Raw genomic sequence first — 21,678 nt, 5'->3', positions numbered from 1 at the left:
CACAGCGACCTCCAGCCGCATAGGCCAACAAAGCTCGGCTTTGATCCCCTCCCATTACGTAGCGCCTAGTCCGACCGTATAACTTCGGCCCAACACGATGAGCACATAGGAGCCCCGTCGTCGCCGCTTGTGTCCGTAATCGCACCGCAGCGAGTACATGCGTCCAGATCCAGAAGGCTCACCGACATACCGCACGTGAAGCAAACCCAGTGTTCGCCTTCTTGTTCTCGGATCGAGACTCCGCTTACCAACGTTTCTTCACTGCAATTAACGCAGGAGTAGACCGGCCATACTCCACCGTCTTTCAGCACGGAATGCTCATTGAGTCCGTGTGTCGCGCCGACGTATTCGCTCGCCGCTTCGTCGGCCACCCATTCGCGATAGCAGAAGGCGCAGGTCGGTACGCCTGTGTCATCTACGATGAGCGCCGATTGGCGACAAGCTGGGCAGTCAACGACAACATCCTTCTGCGCCAGGATGGGATCCAATTCCTTCATCCGGGCGGTTACAAGGGAGAGAATCGTGCCGAGGTCCGCCCGTACTCGATCCAGTACGTCATCGAGTTCGGCCTCCTCGTCGTCCTCTGCACCGGGGACCACGTGTTCGTGGATGAACCTCCACAGGAAGTCCAGAGCACGGGCCGTTGTCGCAGCAACTTCCTCCGTCGTCGCGCTCAGCCCGAAGTGCTGCAACTTGTTCCGAAGTTTCCCAACCGTCTCGATCTTTTTCCGGTCCTCCTTGTCGAGGGGAAGCCCGCAGATCCGAACGAGCCGGTCGTAGCTCTCCAGCGAAGACGCGGACTCAAAGTCGCCGCTCTCAAACTTCGTTTTGTCAGCAGAATCCATACGACTGACCACTGTTGTCCAGTGCTCGCGTATCAGTCTGTATTTGAGGAGAACCTCGATAGCGGAGTACAGGTGAAGAACCGCATACTTCAGATCCCGTTTTGTCGGCTTTCCACCCAGATGGGCCACGACACTGTCAAGGTAGTCGAGACCATTGGCCAGGGGCGTGAAGGTCAGAGCCCTAAACGTCGGCTTGCGTTGCATGGAAGGCATTCTGTCACCGGGCAATGGCTGCGCAACGGATTAGATCCGCACTGGCCGTAGCGACCTCAACCGGCGCTCCTGCTCAAGCCCACTCCGCTCAGCGCCGGTCAGCAGTGGCGCAACATCACCGCGACCGACCGGCGTTCGCCAGGCTGAGGCCCGATCATGAGTTTGACCAACGCATAGCAGGTACTCGATGGCCACCGGGCAGGCAAGCTGGCACCCTGGGCTGATGGTCCACTCAGGCGACATGGGCGGGCGGCTCCGGGGAGTCGTGCAGCGTCGCTGGCCATGGCTGGCAGCCGTCACCGCAGCGGCAGGAGCGGTCGCGCTGCCCTCGGCCGTCATCCTGGCGTGGTTGTCTCCAGTCGCGGATGGGCAGGCGGCGTTGCGATGGGCGGGCGGGCTGTGGCTGGCGCTCACTGGAGCCGGCGTCGCCTTGGTGGCTGTTGCTGATCAACGGCCGGGTCGCCGGGTTGTGCTCGCTGTCCTGGGCGGCAGTGCCGCGATGCTGCTCTGTGCCGTACCCGTCGGCACGCTGTGGACGTTCGGAGTCGATCACGGGCCAGCAGGCGCGGAGTGCCCCGAGTGTGCGGTGACCGTATACCTGGCGGCCGGGCCGCTCGCGGTCGCGCCCAACGAGCTGGCTTTCCGGCGGCTGCTTTGTGACGGACGCCGGGACGAGTTGGGTGGCCAGGCGGCGGCGATGGCGCGTGACGTCGAGGCGGCCGAGCTGGCCGCGGGTGGCGTCCAGCTGCTCAAGGCCGAGGCCGATGTGCCCAGCTCGGTCGACGTCAACGGTGACCGGGCCGCCGTCGCGGTGGACGTGGCGCTGAAGTTCACCTTCCGGGACCGCCAGCCGGGCGGAGCCACAGGTACACAGATCGGCGCAGGCGCGTGGACGTTCACTCTGGTTCAGGACGACGGTTGGCGCGTCTGCCAGGTCGACGCGCCGGTGCTGTGCCAGACGGTGCTGCGCTGCGAGGCGGCACCGCCAACCGTGGTCAGCCCCAGCCCCACCGCTGAAGACCTACTGCGACACCCGCGAGAGATGCTGCCATGCGGGCCGCGCGATCCATTCCCCGAGCTGCACAACTGCCCTGGCCAGCCGGCCACGCCGAGATAGGCGACGGTCGGTTGCGCCGGCCGGGTCTCGCACTCGCCTGAGTCCATCCAAGCGCGGGGCCGCCGAGATGGATTGTGGCCGTTCCCGGAACCGCGCCACGCCGAACGGCCCCGGCTGGCTTCGGTCGGCCGCGTCGCGTATTCAACGCGTCCGCGGCTTCCTCCCTGTGCACAGGATGTGGAGGACGGCGCCGACGCTGTGGATAGCCGGTGACGGTCAGAACTCGGGCGGATGCCGCGTGGATAACGGAGAGTTACATCGTGAACCTTAAGGTTCGCTATCCCACTTGGTGGCGGGTTGTTCGCGCGACCCCTAAGTGCAACTACTCTGCGTAACTTACGGCGGTGAAAGCTCGGCATCATACAGCGGGGGTACGACAACTTGTACGTTGTCCACAGGAGGGGTATTGGCGCTGAATAGAGGCCGTTTAAACGCGCGAGGTGACGTGCGGCACATTCAGACTCGTCACGTTGGTATGCACGGCGGGCGACTACCGTCTGCTACGCTGGCACGCGAAAACCCCGGCTACAGGATGCCGAGGTCGACATCCCGCCCGGGGTCTCGCTGCGATTGGCTAGGTCGCACAGCGAACCTTACAGGGATCACACGTGCCCCGCAGCATTTTGGGGTCCGTGAGTTGCCTCATGGGCGGGCGCAACGCCGCGAGGAGCGACACACGCTCCGCGCCCATGAAGGAGAGATCCACCGTGCACTTCAGCGAGCTGTACGCGATTGAACGCACCTCGGACGACGACTGGTTCGACCCGCTGCTCTTGGCGGACACCAACCTGTGCGTCGACCCCTTCCTGATCTACCCCGAGAAGTCTGAACGGTGGCGCACGGCGCACGACCACATCCTCGACTTCTTCGGGATGGTCTTCGGCCTCGTCCGCGACTCCGGCGGCAACGAGCAGCATCCCGCGTGGCTGAAGGCCTCGCGGCTGCTGATGTTCCCTGAACCGCCGGAGTTCTGCCTCGGGGTGGCGGAGACGTCGCCCATGGGCTCGGGCACCGGCCGCGGCCTCCAGGAGGGCATGCTCGAGGGCGTCCGCACCGCGCTCGGCCTCGGTATGGACAACCTGGAGCACATGGAGATGCTTGCCCTGTTCCAGGGCGGGATGGGGCTCGACCGGATCAGCGACGCCGTGTGCAACATCCTGAAGAGCTACTTCATCGAGTACACCCAGGAGGTCTGCCGCCGGCACGGCGTGCCGATGGAGACCTTCCGGGTCCGGAACGCGTACTGGAGCGAGGAGTACGCACGCTGGCAGGAACGCGACACGGAGCTTCCAGTCAACCCCTTCGTAGGCAAGCGACAGCCGGTGCTGCTGGTGCCCTACCGGTTCCTCAAGGACATCCCGGTGGTCACCGCCAACGCCTTCTGGACCTACGCCTGGGCGAACCACGCCGCCGACCTGCGCGGCGACTTCAACTTCGACCTGGCACAGAACGTCGACCGCCGGCAGAAGGCGAAGATGGCTCGGCAGAACCCGGACATCGTGGCCAAGTACCTGCTGAAGGAAGAAGAGCAGGAGCACCGCCCGTACCCGGTCGACACCGACCCGAAGATGCGCATCCGCTGGTGGGAGCTGGGTGGGGAGATGGCCACGCGGTCGCCGCTGGCCTTCGTCGCCACGGAGCCGGCCGAGTTCCCGACGTTCGTCAAGGCGGTCCTAGCGGCGTTCCAACACGGCATCGAGCACCAGGGTGACTGGCAGATGCTCTGGTACCGCAACATCGCGCTGCCGGAGCGGAAGGTGCAGCTGCTCTTCCGCAGCAGCGCCACCCACTACTGCCGCGCCAACGAGATTGACATCTCGGGCGAGGCGAACGCGGGCCGCGGCCCGGTCGACTTCAAGTTCTCCCAGGGCTGGTCGGCCCGTGCGGTCGTCGAGATCAAACTCATGAACAACACCAAGTTCTGGCATGGCCTGTTGGAGCAGACGCCCCAGTACGCGATCTCCGAGGAGGTCAAGGTCGCCTTCTTCGTTGCGATCGGGTACACCGACGAGGAGATGAGCGCCGAGAACGCAGAGATGGTCGAGAGGGCAGCGAAGCTGGTCGCCAGGGACAAGGGCATCGAGGTCATCCCGATCGTCGTAGACGCGCGCCGGAAAGACTCCGCATCGAAACTGAAAGCGGATAAGGCGGTGCTCGACGAACTCCGCCAAGGCGGAGACGAACCAGACGCCGGCACCGCGGCAGTGGCATAGCACTACATCCAGTGGGCGCCTGCTCGCAGTCATGCGAGAGGCGCCCACTTGCGCATGTCCGGTCCGCCGACGGAAACCCGCGGCGCCGAGACCAACCCCCAGCTATTCGCTGCTACCAGGCGGTCAGGACCGATTCTTGAAACCGTTATCAGCGACCGTTCCCAAAGACTTTGCCGGGCCAGCATCATGTGGGCGCTGGCTTCGCACCTCTGTGTCGGGCTAACTAAGATCAATGGGGGTAGAACGGCATCAAGGCCGCTGCCAGGTGTTCAAACGCAATGGCATCTTCGCTGTTCGAGATGTAAACGCGACAGCTCGGGCCGCCAAGTTCGAAGATCCAGTCCATGCACGCACCACAGGGTGTAAAGTGATCGCGTTTGCTCGCAATGGCCACGGCGAGGGCCAACGATTGACCCGCTGCGACCATAGAGGTCAGCGCATTCACCTCTGCATGAACGTCGTGAGAACGAAACTTGTGCTCGACATTACAACCCAGGTACATTTTTCCATCGCTAGCTAGCACCGCCGCACCGACCTGCGTTTTACCCAGAATGCGAGCATTTTCCCTAACTCGCCACGCGGCACGCACTAGTTCAAGAACAGACGCGTCATCTGTCACGACGTCTCCCGAGCTGCCCACGCCTTGAAAGCCTCCATTCGGTTCTGCCACTGCTCCCTTTCCTTGTCGGTCTCTTGGAGTTCGTAAGCTGCCTCAAGCAACGGCAAGGCCCGGCTAGCCCATCCGGCCGTCGTACCTTCGTAGCGGGTTGCCCAAGCCACCTGCGCGAGCGCCTCTTGAGGTAGCTTCGACAGTCTAGCGCCCACCTCTGACAGAAACTTTAGAGAATCCGCCTCCTCCGAGATCGCGGCCATTTCTAGAAGAGACCTAACAGCACCGTACTTTACCCAGGAATACGAATCGCCGTCAATGGCAGACAAAAGCATTCGGGCATTATCAGACGACGGGTTTCGCCCGACGGCATGTACGGCCCTCCATCTGATCGAACAGGAGACGTCGTCCGTGGCGTGGCGAGCCCCCGAATATATCGCACGGATCTGACGAGCACCTTCGTCAGTCAGATTACAATGCCGCGTCACCTGCGCAGCGATCCAGCCAATGAAGGGATTAGGGCTTGCCAGCAGTGCGATTTCGTTTTCGGATGGAACGTGACTTGGCGTGCCGATCAGCGCGAACAGCTTGTACCAGTCCTGAAACCACGAGGGCTCCGAACCCTTTCTGAACTGCTCAACCTCTGCCACCAGGCCCGGTATGGTCGTGACCCGCGCGAATCCAAAACCTGTGACCGCATCAAGCTTTGAACTCCAGCTATCTGCTCTAGCACGCGATCCCGCAACAGGATCGAACCTTTTTTCGCACAGCATGGCAGATAGCATAAGCTTGAGGTGGTGGGGCACGGCCCAGCCGTCGCTCAGCGCACGCTCGACACATCGAATGGTTGCGAACCAGTTCCAGTCATAAAGCGCAGTGATGTACCTAGCGAATGCGTCTTCTGAACCGAGTTGGTCCAGCACCATAAAGACAGATTCGTAGGTGTTGGCATCGAAGCTGAGCGCATCGAAGTACCGTGGAACCCAAGTCTCCGGCCGCTGCGCGACACTGCGGCTAGATAGGTAATCATGGAGGAGCTGGTGGTAAAAAGAAACCTTCGTTCCGGTCACGGGTTGAACAAGCCGTGACTCTATGAGCCGCTTGGCGATCGGAGAGCCAACTGCCCGAACCATATCATCCAGTTCAAATGCAAGGCCCGCCTTGGCCTCGTACACCGAGAGCGCATAAGCCGAAAGTACGTCGATCTCTAACTCATTCAACTTGACCCTAGATGCGAACAAGCCGTGAATTGCTTGGACACTAGACCTCCAAGTGAGGCCTTCGTTAGTGATCGCGACATCAAGAAAGAACGGGCTCCGTAACAGTTCTCGACGCCTCTTATCTTCCTCAGTAACCAGCTCAACAATCGGAACGTGCTGCTCGACGACCGCAGAGTCTAGCGGATTCACAAGACGGACCCTCCAGTCGGCGCCCTTATACCGCGAATCCGATCTGTCGGCGACAATTAGCCGAGATCGCACAGTTCCTCGGAGTTCGTTCGTCAGTGCTTCAAGTACCTTCGCGCTCAGTTCGCTGCGTAGTTCGTTCATGCCGTCAATCATCCAGATAACCTTCGATGATCCCGGCAGATTCTTATGCATGTCCGCGATGACCTGCACATTAGCGGGCACGATTGATGCCTTCAAGATATCGTTGACCGTCGGCCAATCGTCGCCTCGGGCCTCAACGTCGCGTATATCCCAAGCCTTGAGATCAACAAAGACGGTCAGAGACGAGATCATTCTCGCGTGTGAACTTGTGGTCGACAACGGATGGCGCCAACTCGACTCGGGCGATCCAAGAGTCGCAGAACTCTCGACAATCCTGCAAAGCCCCGCCATACACACCGACCCCAGGCATCCCGACTTTCGCAACCTAGTGGGAGTTGCCCGCAAGACATAGAAAATCGTCAACGAAAGTAGCAACGGCAACCGGCTAGACCGCGAGGTCTTCAACGACTTCCAAGCCCGTCCGTCCGAGATGCGAGCCGAGGCCGCACAGATCCGTCGGCGGCTCTTGGGAGACGCCGCACCAGTGGAGAGGGCACCAGGATCGTCGGCTGGTCCAGGCTTCGATCGCTCCTATCGCGGCAAACCGGCAGAGGGCCTCTACCCACCCACGCAAGAAACCAGTCCGGAGGCGAAGGAAGCCGCCGTACGAGAACACGACGCCCTCTGTAGGCGGCTCATCGCATACCTGGAGCGCTACGGGATATTTGCCGGTGAGCTGGTCGATCCGCCGGTAGACATCGCCTGGCAAAGCCCGGCGGGTGTGCAGATGATCGCCGAGGTAAAGAGCTGTAGCGCAGGAAACGACATCAGTCAGCTGCGGCTCGGACTCGGCCAAGTGCTCGAGTACCGCCACCGTGTTTCTGCCCTGCGCGGCCCTGCCAGCGCTGTCCTGCTTGTCAGCCGAGTTGTCGACCCGGCCTGGTTCGCACTCTGCCGCAGCGTCGGCGTACAGCTGATCACAGGTGACGACGAGGCGCCTTGGTCTGAGCTGGTGATGCCGTCCCTGAACGAAACTTGACGCGGACAGGGTCGGAGGACGCAGGCAAACGCTCGGCGCTCATGGGATCTACCGGGCGTCAACGGCCAAGAGCGGTGGCGGCGGGATTTGAACCCGCGGAGGGCTTGCACCCTCACGCGCTTTCGAGGTCTGCCCTGGTCTGTTCAGCAACGGTCGACACCATCCTCCGCGGCGCCTACACGAAGCGGCCGGCGCGCATGGCCACTCGCGAACGGAGAGGAACGAGACGACAATTGCGACGAAGCGTTGTCTGTGAGCGCTTAAGAGCGCTCCGTTGGTGCCGGGGCTGGTGAAGTCGCGACGTACCGCGCGCTCCGCGATCGAGGCCGCCCGATCATCCGAACAAGACCGCGGTCCCGCAACGACTGCAGCGCACGCAGCACCTGATGGCCTCTCAGACCGGTTTGCTGCTCGATGTCCGTACGCGACAGCTCGGTCCTCGACATAACGCTCAGCACAAGCTCCTCGGTGGTTGGTGCGTCGGCGGTCGAAGCGGATCCCTCGGCGTCGCGATCGTCCAGACGAGTCAGCGTAAAGAGATCCTCCTCCTGCTCGAACGTCCTGCCGTCCGAATGCCGGTAGGTTGTCGTGCCACGCGTACCCTGTTGCTCGATCAAGCCGCGCTCGACAAGATCGCGAAGCTCTCGACTCACGGTTCGGCTGTCCTGGACCCCGGTGGAGGCGCGATAGGTGCCGTTAGTCAGTACCGCACCGTTGCGCATCATGACGAGCGCAGTCATTTGAGACCGTGACAACGGTCGATTGTCTAGGGATTGCAGCCATTCAATCGCGTCCTGGTCGAGCAGCGCGTGGTTGGGGAACTCGACAGTGAACGAGGAGACCCCATCAATGAACTCCGGAGGCTCCATACCGGCCTCAGTTAGAACGATTCGGATTCGGGTGATCCCGCTTCCGCGATTCTCGCACACCATGTGGCCGTCAAAGTGTGGTGTGTCTTCAAGAATCTTGAGTAGTGCCTTGTTTCTGGAGGATGTCACCGTGGTCGTGCCTAGGGCACCAACGTCGACTGGCCCATACAGTCCGCCGGGATTCCGAATAACCAGCCGATCGGGATACATCTCAACCTGGACCTGCATGCCGCGCGCGAAATCTGAGTAGTCGCGATGCACCAGCGCGTTGACCAACGCCTCCCGCAAGACCTCTTCCGGATACTCCCATTCATCGATGCGGAAAATGCCGGAGACGATACTGCGACGCTTCATGTTCCGCTTCAGGACACGTACGCACTCGTTCACGATAAAGGGAATCGAGCCGTCCACCGATCGGTTCTCGATAAACCGCTCACCCGCCGGGCCGAGAGTGCCGGGCTCGGTACCGGAATAGGCTACGAACGTAAGGTTGAGCTGCGGCTCAAAGGTCTGCGGGTAGATCCCAAATGCAAGTAGCCCGGCCAGGGTCGGCACGAGGTCGCCGTCGTGCACGGTCAGAACGTTGAGCATGGTCAGCGCACGCTCGTCGTCAACCTTGCGGAAAAGCTCGCCCTTGGTCTCGCGGATCCGGCCCAGAAATCGGCTGACTGCCTTCTGATCCAGATCCGCGAAGCTGCTGCCAGGCACGGCTCGGACGTCGTACTTCTGTTCGGTACGATTCGCTAGCAGGATCGCGACCTCGTAGTCGGTGAGCTTCCGGTCTCCGTCCGCCACCCGGATACGCGAGCCCGCCCACGGGCCGAGACTCCTGCGGTGACACGGTCGCTGATCCCGAGGGGTCGGCGGCACATAGCAGGCAACCACGTTCTTGTCGTCGACCGTCGCCGTGAAGATCTCGGCCCGCACAGTAGGTTCCATCTCAGAACACACGGCGCCCAGATGGCTCTCCATAGCGCCGGCGTCGTTGACGCCCACCACGGTGAAGCCGGACCGCTCGTCAATGCCGAGCAGGATGCATCCGCCCTGCGCGTTGGCGAAGGCACTGATCGACTCCCAAAGCGTGGCCGGCGGGCCACCCTGCGAGCGCTTCACCTCGCAGCGAAAGTGATCGTTGCCGACCCGCCGAAGCTCTGCGAGCAGCGCTGGGATGTCCGCGGGGATCATTGATCCCTCCTTCTGTACAACCTGCCTACCGCCGATTGTGCCACAGCTGTTGTACAGGAACAGTCCGCGTTGTACAGGACCACCCGTGATGTTGTACAGGACCTGCCCACCTACCGGGGCCTGCGTTAACATCCCCTAATCAAGATCAAGAAAGCACTCGGGCGGGTCGGGCGACACGCAACGGCGACCGCGACTGAGTCGAAATGAGACTAGAAAGCAAAACGCCCGACTCCGTCGCGCTCGACGGCTCGGGCGTTCGTGCCTGCTCAGGAGCGGTGGCGGCGGGATTTGAACCCGCGGAGGGCTTGCACCCTCACACGCTTTCGAGGCGTGCTCCTTAGGCCACTCGGACACACCACCGCCGAGAAGGGTACCTGACCGGTGGGGGCCGCCTTGGGGCGGCATGCCGCCTGGCAGGATCGGCGGCATGAGTACGCACATCGGCGCCCAGCCGGGCGAGATCGCGGAGCGGGTCCTGATGCCGGGGGATCCGCTGCGGGCCAAGTGGATCGCGGAGCACTACCTCGAGGACGCCAAGTGCTACTCGACGGTCCGCGGCATGTTCGGCTTCACCGGGACCTACCAGGGGGTCCGCCTGTCGGTCCAGGGCTCGGGCATGGGCATGCCGTCCGCGTCGATCTATGCGCACGAGCTGATCAACGACTACGGCGTCAACACCCTCATCCGGGTGGGGTCGTGCGGCGCTCTCACCGAGTCGCTCAAGCTGCGGGACGTGATCGCGGCCATCGGCTCGGCCACCGACTCGAACATGAACCGTGCCCGCTTCGACGGCCTCGTCGACTACGCGCCGGTCGCGGACTTCGGACTCCTACGCACCGCCGTCGAGGTGGCCGAGCGCCGCGGCATCCAGATGCACGTCGGCCCGATCCTCGCCACCGACGCCTTCTACACCGACCGCCCCGACCTGTACGACCGCCTGGCCGACTACGGCGTGCTCGCGGTCGAGATGGAGTCGGCCGCCCTCTACACGATCGCCGCGCGGTTCAAGGCGAGGGCCCTGACGGTCCTGACGGTCAGCGACCACATCAAGACCGGCGAACGTACGACCGCCGAGGACCGCGAACGCACCTTCGCCGAAATGGTCGAGGTAGCGCTGGACACCAGCATCGCATAGCCCCAATCCCGGTTGATCAGGGAGTTCGCGCCGCACGACACGCCCACCAGCCCGTCCTGATCGCGCCGCCGTAGGGCCGTCGGCGTAACAACGTGCACGGCCGGGTCCGACGGAACGCACGGCAGGTCGAGTAGTTGGGCGGCCGACGTCAGCGTGGCAACCGCGTCCGGCCCGAGCGTAAGCAACGCGGCCCGGATCCGAGCCCGAGCCGGAACCTCGGACACCTGATCGGCAACAAAGTACGCCCCACGAAACACCCGCCGCCATTCACCCTTGTCACACAGCGACGCCACGTCGTCCCGGTCGATGCCGGCGGCCGAACACTGCGTTGCCGTCACCACCCCGTCCTGTTGAGCCGCCAGAGTCCCGATGTCCACGGGGAGACAGACTGGCACCGGCCACGCCGTCTCTCCACCCGGGCCCGTCTCCCTGTGGATAACCAGGCCCCCTGTGGACAACCCCCATCCCACGGAGCCTGCTGGTAAGCGCGGTTGATCAGGGAGTTAATGGAGCGACACGCTGTAAACACGCCCTCCAACTCCCTGATCAACTGCGAAGGGGGGTCAGGGGGTGGACAGGGCTTCCGTGGGTGGGAGGTGGCTGGCCCTCACCGCGGGGTACAGGCCGGCTATCGCGCCGATCACCAGCGTGGCGGCCAGGGCGCCGGTCAGGGCCCACACCGGGACCTCGGTGGGCCAGGACTGGGTCGTGGCGTAGGCCGTGGTCACCGCGACCCCCAGCAGCACCCCGGCCAGGCCGCCCAGCGCGGAGAGCAACAGCGACTCGGCCAGGAACTGGGTGCGGATCTGGCCCCGCGTGGCGCCCAGCGAGCGGCGCAGGCCGATCTCGGCGCGGCGTTCCAGCACCGAGATGACCATCGTGTTGGCCACGCCCACGCCGCCGACCAGCAGCGCCACCGCACCCAGGCCGAGCAGCAGGCCGTTCAGGGCCTCGTCGGTGGCCTGCTTGGCGGCCAGCGCGTCGGAGGGCCGGGAGACCTTGACCTCGTTGGGGTTTTCCGGGTTGGCGGTGGCGGCGAGCACGCCCTGCACCGCCTCCACCGACGCCTCCGCCGTACGGGTGTAGACCGTCGTGGCGTAGCCGTCGAAGCCCAGCTCCGACGCGGCGACCGGCCAGCCGACCAGCGCGGCCGCGTCCAACTCCTCGGCGAGCGGCACCGGCTGCAGCACCCCGACCACGGTGAACCACCGCCCGCCCAGCCACACCTGCACGGACGGGCCGGCCAGGGCCACCCCGAGGCGGTCGGCGGCGGTGGCGCCGAGTACGACGGCGGGGTACCGGGCGGTCGCCTCGTTGAGCCACGCGCCGCTGGCCACCGTGGCGCCGACCGTGTCGGGCAGGTCGATGCGGGTGGCCCGCACCGCGATGCCGCCGGACTGGGTGGCCGGTATCTGGTCGGTGCGGTAGACCTGCGCGTCGACGTTGCCGGTCGCGCTCACCGACTCCACCGGCTCGATCCGGTCGATCATCTCGATCGCCTCGTCGGGCAGGTGGGAGTCCTCGCCGAAGAAGTTCTGGCCGGGGCCGACCGTCAGCAGGTTGGTGCCGAGCCGGTCCAGCGTGCGGTCCAGCTCGGCGCGGGACGACGTGGAGATGCCCACCACCGAGAGCATGGCCGCGATGCCGATCGCGATGCCCAATGCGGACAGGAACACCCGCAGCGGCCGCGCCCGCAGCCCGGCCGCGCCGACCCGCAGCACATCGGTGAAGGACAGGCGCGCGGGCTTCACGGCCGCACCTGCCCATCACGCATGGCCACCTGCCGCGGCAGCGACGTGGCGATGTCGCGGTCGTGGGTGATCACCACGACCGTGGTACCGGCGGCGTGCAGGTCGTGCAGCAACGCCATCACCGTGGCGCCGGAGGCGGAGTCGAGGTTGCCGGTGGGCTCGTCGGCCAGCAGTACCGCCGGCTCCCCCACCACCGCCCGCGCGATCGCCACCCGCTGGCGCTCACCGCCGGAGAGCTCGTGCGGGTCGTGGCGCATGCGGTGCCCCAGCCCCACCCGCTCCAGCGCCGCCGCGGCCCGCCGGCGGCGCTCGCCGATGCGCACGCCGCCGTAGAGCAGGCCGTTGGCGACGTTGTCCAGCGCGGACACGCCCGCGGCCAGGTGGAACTGCTGGAAGACGAAGCCGATCCGGGTCGCCCGGAGGGCCGACAGGGAACGGTCGGAGAGCGCCGACACCTCGTACCCGTCGATGCTCACCGTGCCCGACGACGGGCGGTCGAGGGTACCGATGAGGTTGAGCATGGTGGATTTTCCGGACCCGGAGGGTCCGACGATCGCGACCAGCTCGCCCGCCGCGATCGAGAGCGACACGTCGCGGAGCGCGGCGACCCCGCCGGGATAGACCTTGGACACCGACGAGAGCGTGATCACTTGGGTACCCCCACGACCGTCCCTTCGGCCACACCGTCGCCGGAGACCTCGACCTTCCCGCTGGCGAACATCCCGGTCTTCACCGCGATGTACCGGGTGGTGTCGCCCTCGACGACCTGGAGGCCGTACCCGCCCTCGGCGAGCGCGACGAGCGCGTTGATCGGCACCGTGAGCACGTCCGCGCGCTTGTCGGACTCGAGGATCACGTCCACCGGCGCCTGGTCGAGCGTGCCGAGCTTCTTCTGGTCGCTGACCGTCACCGTGACGTCGATGGTGGTCTTCGAGTCGCCGTTCGAGGCGGCCGGCGAGGTGACGGCCACCGAGCCGACCGCGGACACCGTGCCGGCGACCCGCGCGCCGCCCGGCAGCTCGACCGTGGCCGCCAGCCCCTTCTCGACCAGCTGCTGCTTGTCGACTTCCAGGTCGACGGTGACGCTGCGCGTGGTGCCGGTGTACGTCAGGACCGGCCCGGCCGCCTGGTCGCCCTTGCTCAGTTGCAGCTCGCCCACCCGGATCTCGCCGGGCGCCACCACGACCTGGCCGGGCGCCACGGTGCCGGTCTCCTCCAGGCCGAGGTCCTCCTGCCACCGCTCGACCGCGTCCGCGGTGGCCGACGTGTACTCGTCGTCCACTGTGAACCCGTCGTAGCCGAGCGCGGCGAGGTTCTTTTCGAACTCCGCCACGTCCGCGCCGGAGACGTCCGTCGTGAGCGCGCGGTACAACGGCGTCGCTCCATAGAGGAGTACGACCGGATCGTCGTCCACTTTGTACACGGTCTTGCCGCGGGTGATGGTCGACCCCTCGGCCGGGAGCCAGGTGAGCGTGCCGCCCGAGCCCTTGGCCTTGACCGCCACCGGATCGCCGTAGCCCAGCGTGCCGTCCACGGTCTCGGTCTGGATCAGCGTGCCGCGGGTGATGGTGGCGGTCGCCGGCGGGAGCGCGCTGCGCGGCGGCGTGGAGGCGTCCGCGCCGCCGAAGCCGACGGCCGCCGCGGCACCTGAGGCGACCACGAGGACGGCCCCGCCGACCAGGAGGACGGTACGACCCCTCACTGGTCGCCTCCCTGACCGCGGAACGTGAACTTGTCCTGGCACGCCTCCATCGCCGCCTGGAACTTCGGGTCGTCCGGGTCGAACGGCAGCTCGCCGCCGTCGAGCCCGAGGAACCCGCCGGTGTTGGGGTTGGGGTCGGGCATCTCGATGCCGTTGGCCCGCATGCACTCGGCCCACTGGCGCAGCTGCTCCTGCTGGGCGGGATCGAGGTCGGCGCGCTCGCCGCCGTTGGGCGCCAGGTCGCGGCACGCCTGGAGCGCCTTCACGCCGGCGTCGGACGTGAGCTTCTTGCGGTCGAAGTCGCCGCCGCCCATCGGCTGCCCGTTCGGACCGGGATCCGGAAAGTCGGGCAGGCCGTTGTCCCGCATGCACTGGGCGAACTTCCGCCCCTGATCGGCGGTGTCGGCACTGGCCGACGGGCTCGCCGCCGCGCTGCCACCCACGGTGGCCACGCCGCCCGCGTCCGTCTCACCACCACAGGCGGACAGGAACGCCAGCGCCGCCGCGGCGAGCGCCAGATGGATACGCACTCTCATCGATGGTCTCCCCTGATAGAAGCAACACCGGGAAGTGAACCGGGACGGCAGTAACCCGGGCATAACCGACGAGTTAACGCGGGTGTTATCCGCTGTTGAGTGACCATGGGATGGTGCGGATCCTGGTGGTCGAAGACGAGAAGATGCTGGCCGACGCGGTCGCCGAGTGGCTGCGACGGGAGGCGTTCGCGGTCGACGTGGTGTACGACGGCGCGGCCGCTCTCGAGCGCGTCCCGGTCAACGAGTACGACGTCGTCGTACTCGATCGTGATCTTCCGCTCGTGCACGGCGACGACGTCTGCCGCGCGATAGGGGCGAGTGGCGCGGCGGCCCGCGTGCTCATGCTGACCGCGGCGGCCCGGGTCCGCGACCGGGTGGAGGGCCTGGGCATCGGGGCGGACGACTACCTGACCAAGCCGTTCGCGTTCGCCGAGCTCTCGGCCCGGGTGCACGCGCTCGGGCGGCGGGCCCGCCCGGCGGCGCCGCCGGTGCTGGAGCGGGCCGGCATCCAGCTCGATCCGGCCAAGCGCGAGGTCTATCGGGACGGGCGCCTGGTGCCGCTGGCCAACAAGGAGTTCGCGGTGCTGGCCGAGCTGCTGCGGGCCGGTGGCGCTGTCGTCTCGGCGGAGCAGCTGCTGGAGAAGGCCTGGGACGAAAACATCGACCCGTTCACGAACGTCGTCCGGGTCACCGTGATGAAGCTCCGCCGCAAGCTGGGCGAGCCACAGGTGGTGGAGACCGTACCGGGAGTGGGGTACCGAGTGCCATGAACCGATGGACCATCCGGGTACGGCTCACGGTGCTCTACGGCGGGCTGTTCTTCCTGGCCGGGGCGGTGCTGCTGGGCGTGACGTACCTGCTGATGGCGCAGCGCCTGGACCGCAACCTGGGCTCCCGCGCCGATATCGGTATCCGTCAGGACCAGGTGCGGGAGCTGTTTCCGAACAACGCCGCGATGGCACAGGCCGTCCAGCACGCGCTGGCCGAGCGCGATCGGGTGCGGGACGACGCCCTCAACTCACTGCTCACCCAGGGCGGCATCGCGCTGCTGGGCGTGGGTGTGGTCGCGGGCGCCTTCGGGTGGCTGGTCGCCGGGCGGGCACTCCAGCCGCTGCACCGGATCACCGACACCGCCCGCCGCATCGCCGGGGCGGACGGCGCGCGTACCGGGCTGCACGAGCGGATCGCGCTGAAGGGGCCGCGCGACGAGGTCAAGGAGCTGGCCGACACGTTCGACGTCATGCTGGAACGGCTGGACCGCTCCTTCGACGGCCAGCGCCGCTTCGTGGCCAACGCCTCGCACGAGCTGCGTACCCCGCTCGCCCTCAACCGGGCCCTCGTCGAACTGGCCGTGACCCGGCCCGGCGCGGCCACCGAGACCAAGCAGCTCGGCGAGTCGCTGCTGACCGTCAACGAGCGGCACGAGCGGCTGATCGACGGGCTCCTCACGCTCGCCGACGCGGAGAACGAGGTGGCCGACCGCTCCCCGCTCGACCTGTACGAGGTGGCGGAGCACGTGCTCGACCAGCTCAAGACCGCCGAGCTGGAGGTGCTGCGGCAGTTGGCCCCGGCGCCCACCCGGGGCGACCCGATCCTGCTGGAACGGCTGGTGCAAAACCTCGTGGAGAACGCGACCCGCCACAACACCCCGGGTGGCTGGCTCGCCGTCACCACGCAGGCGGTGAACGGGTGGGCCGTGCTCACCGTCACCAACACCGGCCCGGTCGTCCCGCCGTACGAGATCGAGGCGCTCTTCCAGCCGTTCCGGCGGCTGGGCCGGGAGCGGATCGACGGCGGGCGCGGCTTCGGCCTGGGCCTGTCGATCGTCCGGGCGGTGGCTACCGCGCACGGCGGTACGGTCCGGGCGACGCCCCGGGAGGGCGGCGGGCTGGTGGTTCAGGTCACTCTTCCGGCGAATTAGATTTACGACCGGTCGGTCTTATTTATATGCTGGCCGGGTGATGGTCGACGGCCGGGTGGCCCGGGGCGAGCGGACGCGCACGGCGGTGCTGGACACCGCGGTCGCGCTCGTCACCCAGGACGGGCTCGACGGCCTGTCGCTCGGCCACCTCGCCGAGGCGCTCGGCGTCAGCAAGTCCGGCCTCTTCGCCCACTGGCGTTCCAAGCAGGATCTCCAGCTCGCCACCGTCGAGCGGGCCCGCGACCAGTGGGCCGAGCGGGTGATCGGGCCAGCCCGGGAGGCGCCGCGCGGCATCCGCCGGCTGTGGGCGCTGCACGTCGCGCGGCTCGACTTCTACGCGTCCAGCGCACTGCCCGGCGGCTGCTTCTTCGCGACCGTCAAGTTCGAGTACAACGCCCGCTCCGGCCCGGTCTACGAGCGGATCGCGCAGAGCCACGCCGAGTGGATGGAGTACGTGGAGAAGCTCGCCCGCCACGCCGTCGAGCTGGGCGAGCTGCGGCCGGACACCGACGTGGCCATGCTGGCGTACGAGATCGAGGCGGCCGGAGTCGCCGCCGTCATGCAGTTTCGCCTGCTCTCGCCGCAGGTCGTCTACCCGCTGGCCCGCCGGGCCGTGCTTGAGCGGCTGCGCGGGCTCTGCACCGACCCGACCCTGCTGCCGGAGGAATGATGACGCACACCGCACTCGCGCCCGCGCCCTTCGAGGTCGACTACGGCCACGTCGAGCCGATCGCGGTCTACTTCGACGACCACGACCCGATGGGGATCGTGCACAACGCGCGCTACCCGGTGCTCCTGGAGCGGGCCATCACGCCGTACTGGACCGCGCGGGGCCACTACTTCGACCACAACGGACCGTCCACGCCCGACCTCTTCCACGCGGTACGGGAGTTTTCGATCACGTACCACCGGCCGATCCGGGGCGCGGGCGAGGTGCTGGTGCACTTCTGGCTCGACACGTTCGGCGAGACCAGCGCGCGGTACGGCTTCCGCTTCCTCTCCTCCGACGGCCGCACCTGCTACGCGGAAGGGCACCGGGCGATCGTCCGCCTCGACCAGGTCACGCTCCGCCCGACCCCGTGGACCGAAGCCGCCCGCGAGGTGGCCTTGCCGCTCCTGAAGCCGGAACGCTCACTGGAGCCGGAAGAAGTCGCGTAGCAGCGCGGCGCACTCCGCTTCGAGCACGCCGGAGTAGACCTCGGGGCGGTGGTTGAGGCGGCGGTCGCGCACGACGTCCCACAGCGAGCCGACCGCCCCGGTCTTCGGCTCCCAGGCGCCGAAGACCAGCGTGGAGATCCGGGCCAGCACCAGCGCGCCGGCACACATCGTGCAGGGTTCCAGCGTGACGACGAGCGTGCACCCGTCCAGCCGCCACGAGCCGGTGGCCTCGGCGGCCCGGCGCAGCGCCACGATCTCGGCGTGCGCGGTCGGGTCGCCGGTCAGCTCCCGCTCGTTGGGGGCGGCGCCCAGCTCGGCACCGTCCGGGCCGTAGACAACGGCCCCGACCGGAATGTCCGGGCCGGACGAACCGGCGACCGCCAGCGCCCGCCGCATCCACTCCTCGTAGCGGTCCCGCCGCTCACTCACTGCGTTTCCCGCGCCGCCCCGAGACCCCGGCTTCGTCGGGCCCGCCTGCGGCCTGAGGAGGCGGGGCGGCTCCGTCCAGACGACGCCGCGCCAACTCGCTCACTCACTGTATTCCTGGTTCGTTCGCTCGTGCGGCGCCGAAGGCGACGTCTTCCTCCGCCACCCCGAAACCCCGACTTCGTCGGCGGGGCAGCTCCGTCCAGACGACGCCGCGCCAACTCGCTCACTCACGCAGGTCTTCGACCTCGTCGGCGCAGCCCAGCACCTGGCAGATCTCCGCGGTGACGTCGGCCGGCAGCAGGCCCTCGTGGGCGCAGAGGCTGAGCAGCTGGTGCGCGGAGACGCCGAGGTCGGCGAGGAGCTCGGGGTCACCGACCGGGTCGACGTCGGGCTCGGCGGCCGGCGGGGTGCCGGTCTCGTCGTCGCCCGCGGGGGCCGGCGGGTTGGTCACCTCGTCGATCTCCAGCGCCGGCGCCTTCACGTCGCCGAGCAGCAGCGCGCCCAGCCGGGACTCCTCGGCAAACACCGAGTCGGAGCCGAAGACGCGCAGGTCTTCGCCCTGGTCGAGGCGGAGGATGGCCAGATAGGAGTCGTCCGACTCGACGAACAGCAGCGCCACGTCGGCGTCGGGGTCGACGTCGCGCAGCCGGTCGACGACCTCGTCGATGTCGGCGGCACCGGTCAGATCCAGCTCGGACGCGGCCCAGCCGGTGGAGCCGCGCGCGACGGCAGCAGCGAAGTACGACACGGTCCCCCCAAGTTTCGCGCTACGCGTGACGGTAGCCGCTCGGATCGGCGGCTGGCCGGACAACGCCCCGAGAATCGTGCTCTCGGGGCTCATCTAGTGGCCCGAAGGGGGCTCCGCTCAGCTTGCCAGGCGCCGGCGCACGGCGATCAGCTCGCGCAGCCGATCTCCGCGCACTCGCCGAGGGCGCTCGCGATCCCGCACCGACTTCGCGCTGGCGAGCTCCGCGAGGAGCTGGAGCCGGCGGCGGCTTCGGTCGGGGTCGAGCCGCTCCACAGTCCAGGCCATGCCGCGAGGGTGCACAACGGTGGCGCCCTTAGTCAAGCCCGGGTGCCGGTTATCTCCCCAGGTCGCGGTGAGCGATCCGGCGAATGCGCGGAGTACACCTACCAGAGCGGCCAGTCGCCGCTCATCCCCCAGCGGACCGCGACCGCGATCGCCGCCGCGGACCAGGCAACACCCACGCTGATCGCGACCCCGGCGGCGACACCCCGGTCGCCCTGCCGGGTCAGGACCCAGGCCGCCGCCCAGGCGACCGCGCCGGCCAGCAGCGACCACCAGACATAGGTACGCAGATCGTCGCCGAGCAGGCCGAGGAAGAGCATCCAGGCGGCGCCCGCGCCCAACCCGGCGCTCAGCGCACCACCCCGCACCCGGTTGGGCTCCCGGTAGGTGGGGCGCGGCGGCCGGGACGGAAACAACCCCGACGGGGTATGCGGGAAGTGGTCCGCCATAAGGGCAGACTACCCGGCAGGTCTGCGGTGGCCCGGCTCGTCTGCCACTATGGCCGGGTGCTTCGGATGCGGGCGGCGATGATCGCTGTGCTGGCCGGCGCCCTGGTGGCCGGCTGCGCGCGGCACGCTCCGGAGGCGGGCGAGCCGGTCGCCTGGGAGGCGCCGCCGGCGACCACGGCCGCGGCCGACCCGACGACCACCCCGCCGGAGCCCAGCCCGACGCCGAGCGCGGCGACCACGCCCACCCCCAAGCCGGCGCCGTCCAAGAGCGCCGCCGCCAAGACCACCGGCAACTGGCGGTACGTGTTTCCGGTCCAGTCCGGCAACGTGTCCTACCACCCGACCCACTCCGGCTACCCGGCGACCGACGTCTTCGCCGACTGCGGCGAGCCGGTCGTAGCGGTCACCGACGGCAAGGTGCTCGAGGTCAGCCGGGTCGACACATACAGCAAGAGTGGTCCACAGGGCCCCGACAACGGCGGGCTCTCCGTGTCGCTGCTCGGCGACGACGGCGTGCGCTACTACGGCTCCCACATGACCGTGGTGCAGTCCGGCATCGAGGCGGGCGTACGGGTCCGGGCCGGCCAGCGGCTCGGCACGGTCGGCAAGACCGGCAACGCCAACAACGTCTGCCACCTGCACTTCGGCATCTCGCCGGTGTGCGGGCGCACGGGCGACTGGTGGATCCGCCGCGGCGTGATCTGGCCGGCGCCGTTCCTCGACGACTGGCGCAAGAAGAAGAGCACGTCGCCGGTGAGCAAGGTCGCGTCGTTCAAGGCGAGCAAGGGCTGCCCCAAGGAGCCGTAGGTCAGCCCTGGGAAAACTGCGCGAAGTACGGCTGGGCCACGCCGTTGATCTTTGTGAACGCGCCACCCGCGGCGACCTTGTCGAGCCGCCCGCTGGCCGCCAGCGCGTGTACGCCCTCCACGCCGTTGGCGTTCGCGGTCCAGGGGAGCAGGTGGCCGTCGCCAGTGGCCGCCGCGCCGAGCTTGACCCGCCCGATCGAGCCCTCCAGGCAGGTGCCGTTCGCGCCGGTCTGCGGCGAGCGGCAGACGTGGTCGAAGTGGCCGCCGAAGTAGACGACGCCGTCGAGCACCGCGATCGCCTGCGGGTCGCCGTCCATGGTCAGGCGCCACCGGCTGCCGCCGCCGGAGTCGTACGCCGCGACCCGGCCGCCCTGGCCGCCGTGCGCCGCGTACACGGAGGACCCGCCCACCGCGAGCCCGCGTACCTCTTCGGCGACGGTCGGGCGGAAGCTCAGGTCGACGGTGCCGGACACCGGGTGCAGGGCGGCGAGCCGCGCGGAGCCGGCCACGCCGTCGACCGTGCCGAACTTGCCACCCACGTACACCCGGTCGCCGCTGGCCACGACGGCCTGGACGGTGCCGTCGGCGGCCGGGCGCCAGGACAGGTCGAGGGCCCCGCCGCGCAGGTCGAACGCGGCCAGCCGGGACCGGGCCTCCCCGTCGACCGCGCTGATCGTGCCGCCGACGTAGAGGCGGCCGTCGCCGGTCGCGAGCGCGTACGGCTGTCCCGAGACGCTGTGCACCAGGCCGCCGCGCACCCCGCCGGTCACCGCGTCGAGCCGCGCGAGGTTGTCCCGCCGCACGCCACTGATGCGACCGAACTCGCCGGCCACGTACACCGAGCCGCCGGACACCGCGATGGCCCGGACCCGGCCGTCGGCGCTCGGCGCCCAACTGCGCAGCGCCCCGGTACGGGCGTCGAAGGCGGCGAGCCGCGCCCGGGGGATGGACCGTCCGGACACGACCGCGGCGGTGAAGTCGCCGCCGACGTAGACGGTGTCCCCGTCGTACGCGGTCGCCCAGACCACGCCGTCGAACGTGGGCGTCCGCTCGGGCACCGCGGACACCGCCGCCGCCAGGGCGGGAGCCGCCGGGAGCAGCGCGGCGACCAGCCCGAGCACACTAAAGCGAAAAGCCCGGAAAGTCACGCGATTACGGTAACCGCCGTTTCGCGCGGTAG

Annotated in this window: 22 protein-coding genes, 1 tRNA gene and 1 pseudogene; 9 read left to right on the top strand and 15 right to left on the bottom strand. The window is 67.6% G+C overall.

Annotated features, from left to right (window positions below; all coding sequences use genetic code 11):
- Nucleotides 1-65 precede the first annotated feature (65 nt).
- On the bottom strand, nt 66-1,049 hold the full coding sequence (locus RB614_RS20250) for a hypothetical protein (RefSeq protein ID WP_308714128.1): 984 nt from the start codon (nt 1,047-1,049) through the stop codon (nt 66-68).
- Between the two features lie 196 nt (nt 1,050-1,245).
- Here RB614_RS20250 and RB614_RS20245 point away from each other — a divergent pair, with 196 nt between their 5' ends.
- Together RB614_RS20245 and RB614_RS20240 are read left to right on the top strand one after the other, a co-directional pair.
- Complete coding sequence (locus RB614_RS20245) at nt 1,246-2,175, top strand: hypothetical protein (protein WP_308714127.1); 930 nt, start codon at nt 1,246-1,248, stop codon at nt 2,173-2,175.
- A 689-nt stretch (nt 2,176-2,864) separates the two neighbouring features.
- On the top strand, nt 2,865-4,388 hold the full coding sequence (locus RB614_RS20240) for a hypothetical protein (protein ID WP_308714126.1): 1,524 nt from the start codon (nt 2,865-2,867) through the stop codon (nt 4,386-4,388).
- A gap of 229 nt (nt 4,389-4,617) precedes the next feature.
- Here the strand turns inward: RB614_RS20240 and RB614_RS20235 are convergent, their stop codons facing one another.
- Both RB614_RS20235 and RB614_RS20230 read right to left on the bottom strand, forming a co-directional pair.
- A complete protein-coding gene (locus RB614_RS20235) occupies nt 4,618-5,007 on the bottom strand; it encodes a cytidine deaminase family protein (RefSeq protein WP_308714125.1) in 390 nt (129 codons plus the stop codon).
- On the bottom strand, nt 5,004-6,740 hold the full coding sequence (locus tag RB614_RS20230; protein ID WP_308714124.1) for an NACHT domain-containing protein: 1,737 nt from the start codon (nt 6,738-6,740) through the stop codon (nt 5,004-5,006). Before RB614_RS20230 ends, RB614_RS20235 begins: the two co-directional genes overlap by 4 nt.
- 292 nt (nt 6,741-7,032) lie before the next feature.
- Here RB614_RS20230 and RB614_RS20225 point away from each other — a divergent pair, with 292 nt between their 5' ends.
- On the top strand, nt 7,033-7,527 hold the full coding sequence (locus RB614_RS20225) for a hypothetical protein (RefSeq protein ID WP_308714123.1): 495 nt from the start codon (nt 7,033-7,035) through the stop codon (nt 7,525-7,527).
- A gap of 260 nt (nt 7,528-7,787) precedes the next feature.
- On the opposite strand, the gene RB614_RS20220 is transcribed toward RB614_RS20225, so the two are convergent.
- Both RB614_RS20220 and RB614_RS20215 read right to left on the bottom strand, forming a co-directional pair.
- Entirely contained in the window at nt 7,788-9,581 is a 1,794-nt protein-coding gene (locus RB614_RS20220) for an ATP-binding protein (protein ID WP_308714122.1), read from the bottom strand.
- A gap of 273 nt (nt 9,582-9,854) precedes the next feature.
- Nucleotides 9,855-9,941 (bottom strand) — tRNA-Ser (locus tag RB614_RS20215).
- A 67-nt stretch (nt 9,942-10,008) separates the two neighbouring features.
- Here RB614_RS20215 and deoD point away from each other — a divergent pair.
- Nucleotides 10,009-10,716 (top strand): purine-nucleoside phosphorylase, encoded by a 708-nt coding sequence (gene deoD / locus RB614_RS20210; RefSeq protein ID WP_308714121.1) that lies wholly within the window; start codon nt 10,009-10,011, stop codon nt 10,714-10,716.
- 251 nt (nt 10,717-10,967) lie between these two features.
- Here deoD and RB614_RS44310 read toward each other — a convergent pair.
- The 5 genes and pseudogenes from RB614_RS44310 to RB614_RS20190 all read right to left on the bottom strand — a co-directional run.
- Nucleotides 10,968-11,093: pseudogene (locus RB614_RS44310) on the bottom strand (type IV toxin-antitoxin system AbiEi family antitoxin domain-containing protein); the annotation flags it as partial.
- Between the two features lie 186 nt (nt 11,094-11,279).
- Entirely contained in the window at nt 11,280-12,467 is a 1,188-nt protein-coding gene (locus RB614_RS20205) for an ABC transporter permease (protein ID WP_308714120.1), read from the bottom strand.
- On the bottom strand, nt 12,464-13,117 hold the full coding sequence (locus RB614_RS20200; RefSeq protein WP_308714119.1) for an ABC transporter ATP-binding protein: 654 nt from the start codon (nt 13,115-13,117) through the stop codon (nt 12,464-12,466). The genes RB614_RS20205 and RB614_RS20200 overlap by 4 nt, the downstream gene beginning before the upstream one ends.
- Nucleotides 13,114-14,169, bottom strand: a complete 1,056-nt coding sequence (locus tag RB614_RS20195) for a peptidoglycan-binding protein (RefSeq protein WP_308714118.1) — start codon at nt 14,167-14,169, stop codon at nt 13,114-13,116. The genes RB614_RS20200 and RB614_RS20195 overlap by 4 nt, the downstream gene beginning before the upstream one ends.
- Nucleotides 14,166-14,705 carry a hypothetical protein gene (locus tag RB614_RS20190; RefSeq protein WP_308714117.1) on the bottom strand — a complete coding sequence of 180 codons (540 nt, stop codon included), beginning with the start codon at nt 14,703-14,705 and terminating at the stop codon, nt 14,166-14,168. The genes RB614_RS20195 and RB614_RS20190 overlap by 4 nt, the downstream gene beginning before the upstream one ends.
- 113 nt (nt 14,706-14,818) lie before the next feature.
- Between RB614_RS20190 and RB614_RS20185 the strand changes: the two genes are divergently transcribed.
- Genes RB614_RS20185 through RB614_RS20170 form a run of 4 tightly spaced genes read left to right on the top strand, consistent with a single transcriptional unit; the run spans nt 14,819 to nt 17,784 of the window.
- Nucleotides 14,819-15,475, top strand: a complete 657-nt coding sequence (locus tag RB614_RS20185; RefSeq protein ID WP_308714238.1) for a response regulator transcription factor — start codon at nt 14,819-14,821, stop codon at nt 15,473-15,475.
- Nucleotides 15,472-16,626 (top strand): sensor histidine kinase, encoded by a 1,155-nt coding sequence (locus tag RB614_RS20180; RefSeq protein WP_308714116.1) that lies wholly within the window; start codon nt 15,472-15,474, stop codon nt 16,624-16,626. Before RB614_RS20185 ends, RB614_RS20180 begins: the two co-directional genes overlap by 4 nt.
- 40 nt (nt 16,627-16,666) lie before the next feature.
- Complete coding sequence (locus RB614_RS20175) at nt 16,667-17,296, top strand: TetR/AcrR family transcriptional regulator (RefSeq protein WP_308714237.1); 630 nt, start codon at nt 16,667-16,669, stop codon at nt 17,294-17,296.
- Entirely contained in the window at nt 17,296-17,784 is a 489-nt protein-coding gene (locus tag RB614_RS20170; protein ID WP_308714115.1) for an acyl-CoA thioesterase, read from the top strand. Before RB614_RS20175 ends, RB614_RS20170 begins: the two co-directional genes overlap by 1 nt.
- Here RB614_RS20170 and RB614_RS20165 read toward each other — a convergent pair.
- The 4 genes from RB614_RS20165 to RB614_RS20150 all read right to left on the bottom strand — a co-directional run bounded on the left by RB614_RS20165 (nt 17,758) and on the right by RB614_RS20150 (nt 19,692).
- Nucleotides 17,758-18,180 (bottom strand): nucleoside deaminase, encoded by a 423-nt coding sequence (locus RB614_RS20165; RefSeq protein WP_346434203.1) that lies wholly within the window; start codon nt 18,178-18,180, stop codon nt 17,758-17,760. The two genes, RB614_RS20170 and RB614_RS20165, sit on opposite strands and share 27 nt — an antisense overlap.
- Nucleotides 18,181-18,436: 256 nt before the next feature.
- On the bottom strand, nt 18,437-18,961 hold the full coding sequence (locus tag RB614_RS20160; RefSeq protein ID WP_308714113.1) for a tRNA adenosine deaminase-associated protein: 525 nt from the start codon (nt 18,959-18,961) through the stop codon (nt 18,437-18,439).
- Nucleotides 18,962-19,078: 117 nt separating this feature from the next.
- Nucleotides 19,079-19,246 (bottom strand): hypothetical protein, encoded by a 168-nt coding sequence (locus RB614_RS20155; protein WP_308714112.1) that lies wholly within the window; start codon nt 19,244-19,246, stop codon nt 19,079-19,081.
- 98 nt (nt 19,247-19,344) lie between these two features.
- The gene (locus RB614_RS20150) at nt 19,345-19,692 is read right to left on the bottom strand and encodes a hypothetical protein (protein WP_308714111.1); all 348 of its coding nucleotides are present in this window, start codon (nt 19,690-19,692) and stop codon (nt 19,345-19,347) included.
- Nucleotides 19,693-19,758: 66 nt separating this feature from the next.
- Between RB614_RS20150 and RB614_RS20145 the strand changes: the two genes are divergently transcribed.
- Nucleotides 19,759-20,499, top strand: a complete 741-nt coding sequence (locus RB614_RS20145; RefSeq protein WP_308714235.1) for a M23 family metallopeptidase — start codon at nt 19,759-19,761, stop codon at nt 20,497-20,499.
- A 1-nt stretch (nt 20,500) separates the two neighbouring features.
- Here RB614_RS20145 and RB614_RS20140 read toward each other — a convergent pair whose 3' ends face one another.
- Complete coding sequence (locus RB614_RS20140; protein ID WP_308714110.1) at nt 20,501-21,646, bottom strand: PQQ-binding-like beta-propeller repeat protein; 1,146 nt, start codon at nt 21,644-21,646, stop codon at nt 20,501-20,503.
- Between the last annotated feature and the right edge of the window lie 32 nt (nt 21,647-21,678).

It is taken from the genome of Phytohabitans maris, from assembly GCF_031085175.1.
Classification (GTDB): domain Bacteria; phylum Actinomycetota; class Actinomycetes; order Mycobacteriales; family Micromonosporaceae; genus Phytohabitans; species Phytohabitans maris.
Note: the sequence above shows the minus strand (reverse complement) of the source record. Positions and strands in the feature narration are given on the sequence as shown.

Coding starts and splice junctions, on each gene's coding strand:
- RB614_RS20250 (WP_308714128.1), bottom strand. CDS start 1,049: ATGCAACGCAAGCCGACGTTTAGGGCTCTGACCTTCACGCCCCTGGCC.
- RB614_RS20245 (WP_308714127.1), top strand. CDS start 1,246: ATGGCCACCGGGCAGGCAAGCTGGCACCCTGGGCTGATGGTCCACTCA.
- RB614_RS20240 (WP_308714126.1), top strand. CDS start 2,865: ATGAAGGAGAGATCCACCGTGCACTTCAGCGAGCTGTACGCGATTGAA.
- RB614_RS20230 (WP_308714124.1), bottom strand. CDS start 6,740: ATGATCTCGTCTCTGACCGTCTTTGTTGATCTCAAGGCTTGGGATATA.
- RB614_RS20220 (WP_308714122.1), bottom strand. CDS start 9,581: ATGATCCCCGCGGACATCCCAGCGCTGCTCGCAGAGCTTCGGCGGGTC.
- deoD (WP_308714121.1), top strand. CDS start 10,009: ATGAGTACGCACATCGGCGCCCAGCCGGGCGAGATCGCGGAGCGGGTC.
- RB614_RS20190 (WP_308714117.1), bottom strand. CDS start 14,705: ATGAGAGTGCGTATCCATCTGGCGCTCGCCGCGGCGGCGCTGGCGTTC.
- RB614_RS20180 (WP_308714116.1), top strand. CDS start 15,472: ATGAACCGATGGACCATCCGGGTACGGCTCACGGTGCTCTACGGCGGG.
- RB614_RS20175 (WP_308714237.1), top strand. CDS start 16,667: ATGGTCGACGGCCGGGTGGCCCGGGGCGAGCGGACGCGCACGGCGGTG.
- RB614_RS20170 (WP_308714115.1), top strand. CDS start 17,296: ATGACGCACACCGCACTCGCGCCCGCGCCCTTCGAGGTCGACTACGGC.
- RB614_RS20165 (WP_346434203.1), bottom strand. CDS start 18,180: ATGCGGCGGGCGCTGGCGGTCGCCGGTTCGTCCGGCCCGGACATTCCG.
- RB614_RS20155 (WP_308714112.1), bottom strand. CDS start 19,246: ATGGCCTGGACTGTGGAGCGGCTCGACCCCGACCGAAGCCGCCGCCGG.
- RB614_RS20150 (WP_308714111.1), bottom strand. CDS start 19,692: ATGGCGGACCACTTCCCGCATACCCCGTCGGGGTTGTTTCCGTCCCGG.
- RB614_RS20145 (WP_308714235.1), top strand. CDS start 19,759: ATGCGGGCGGCGATGATCGCTGTGCTGGCCGGCGCCCTGGTGGCCGGC.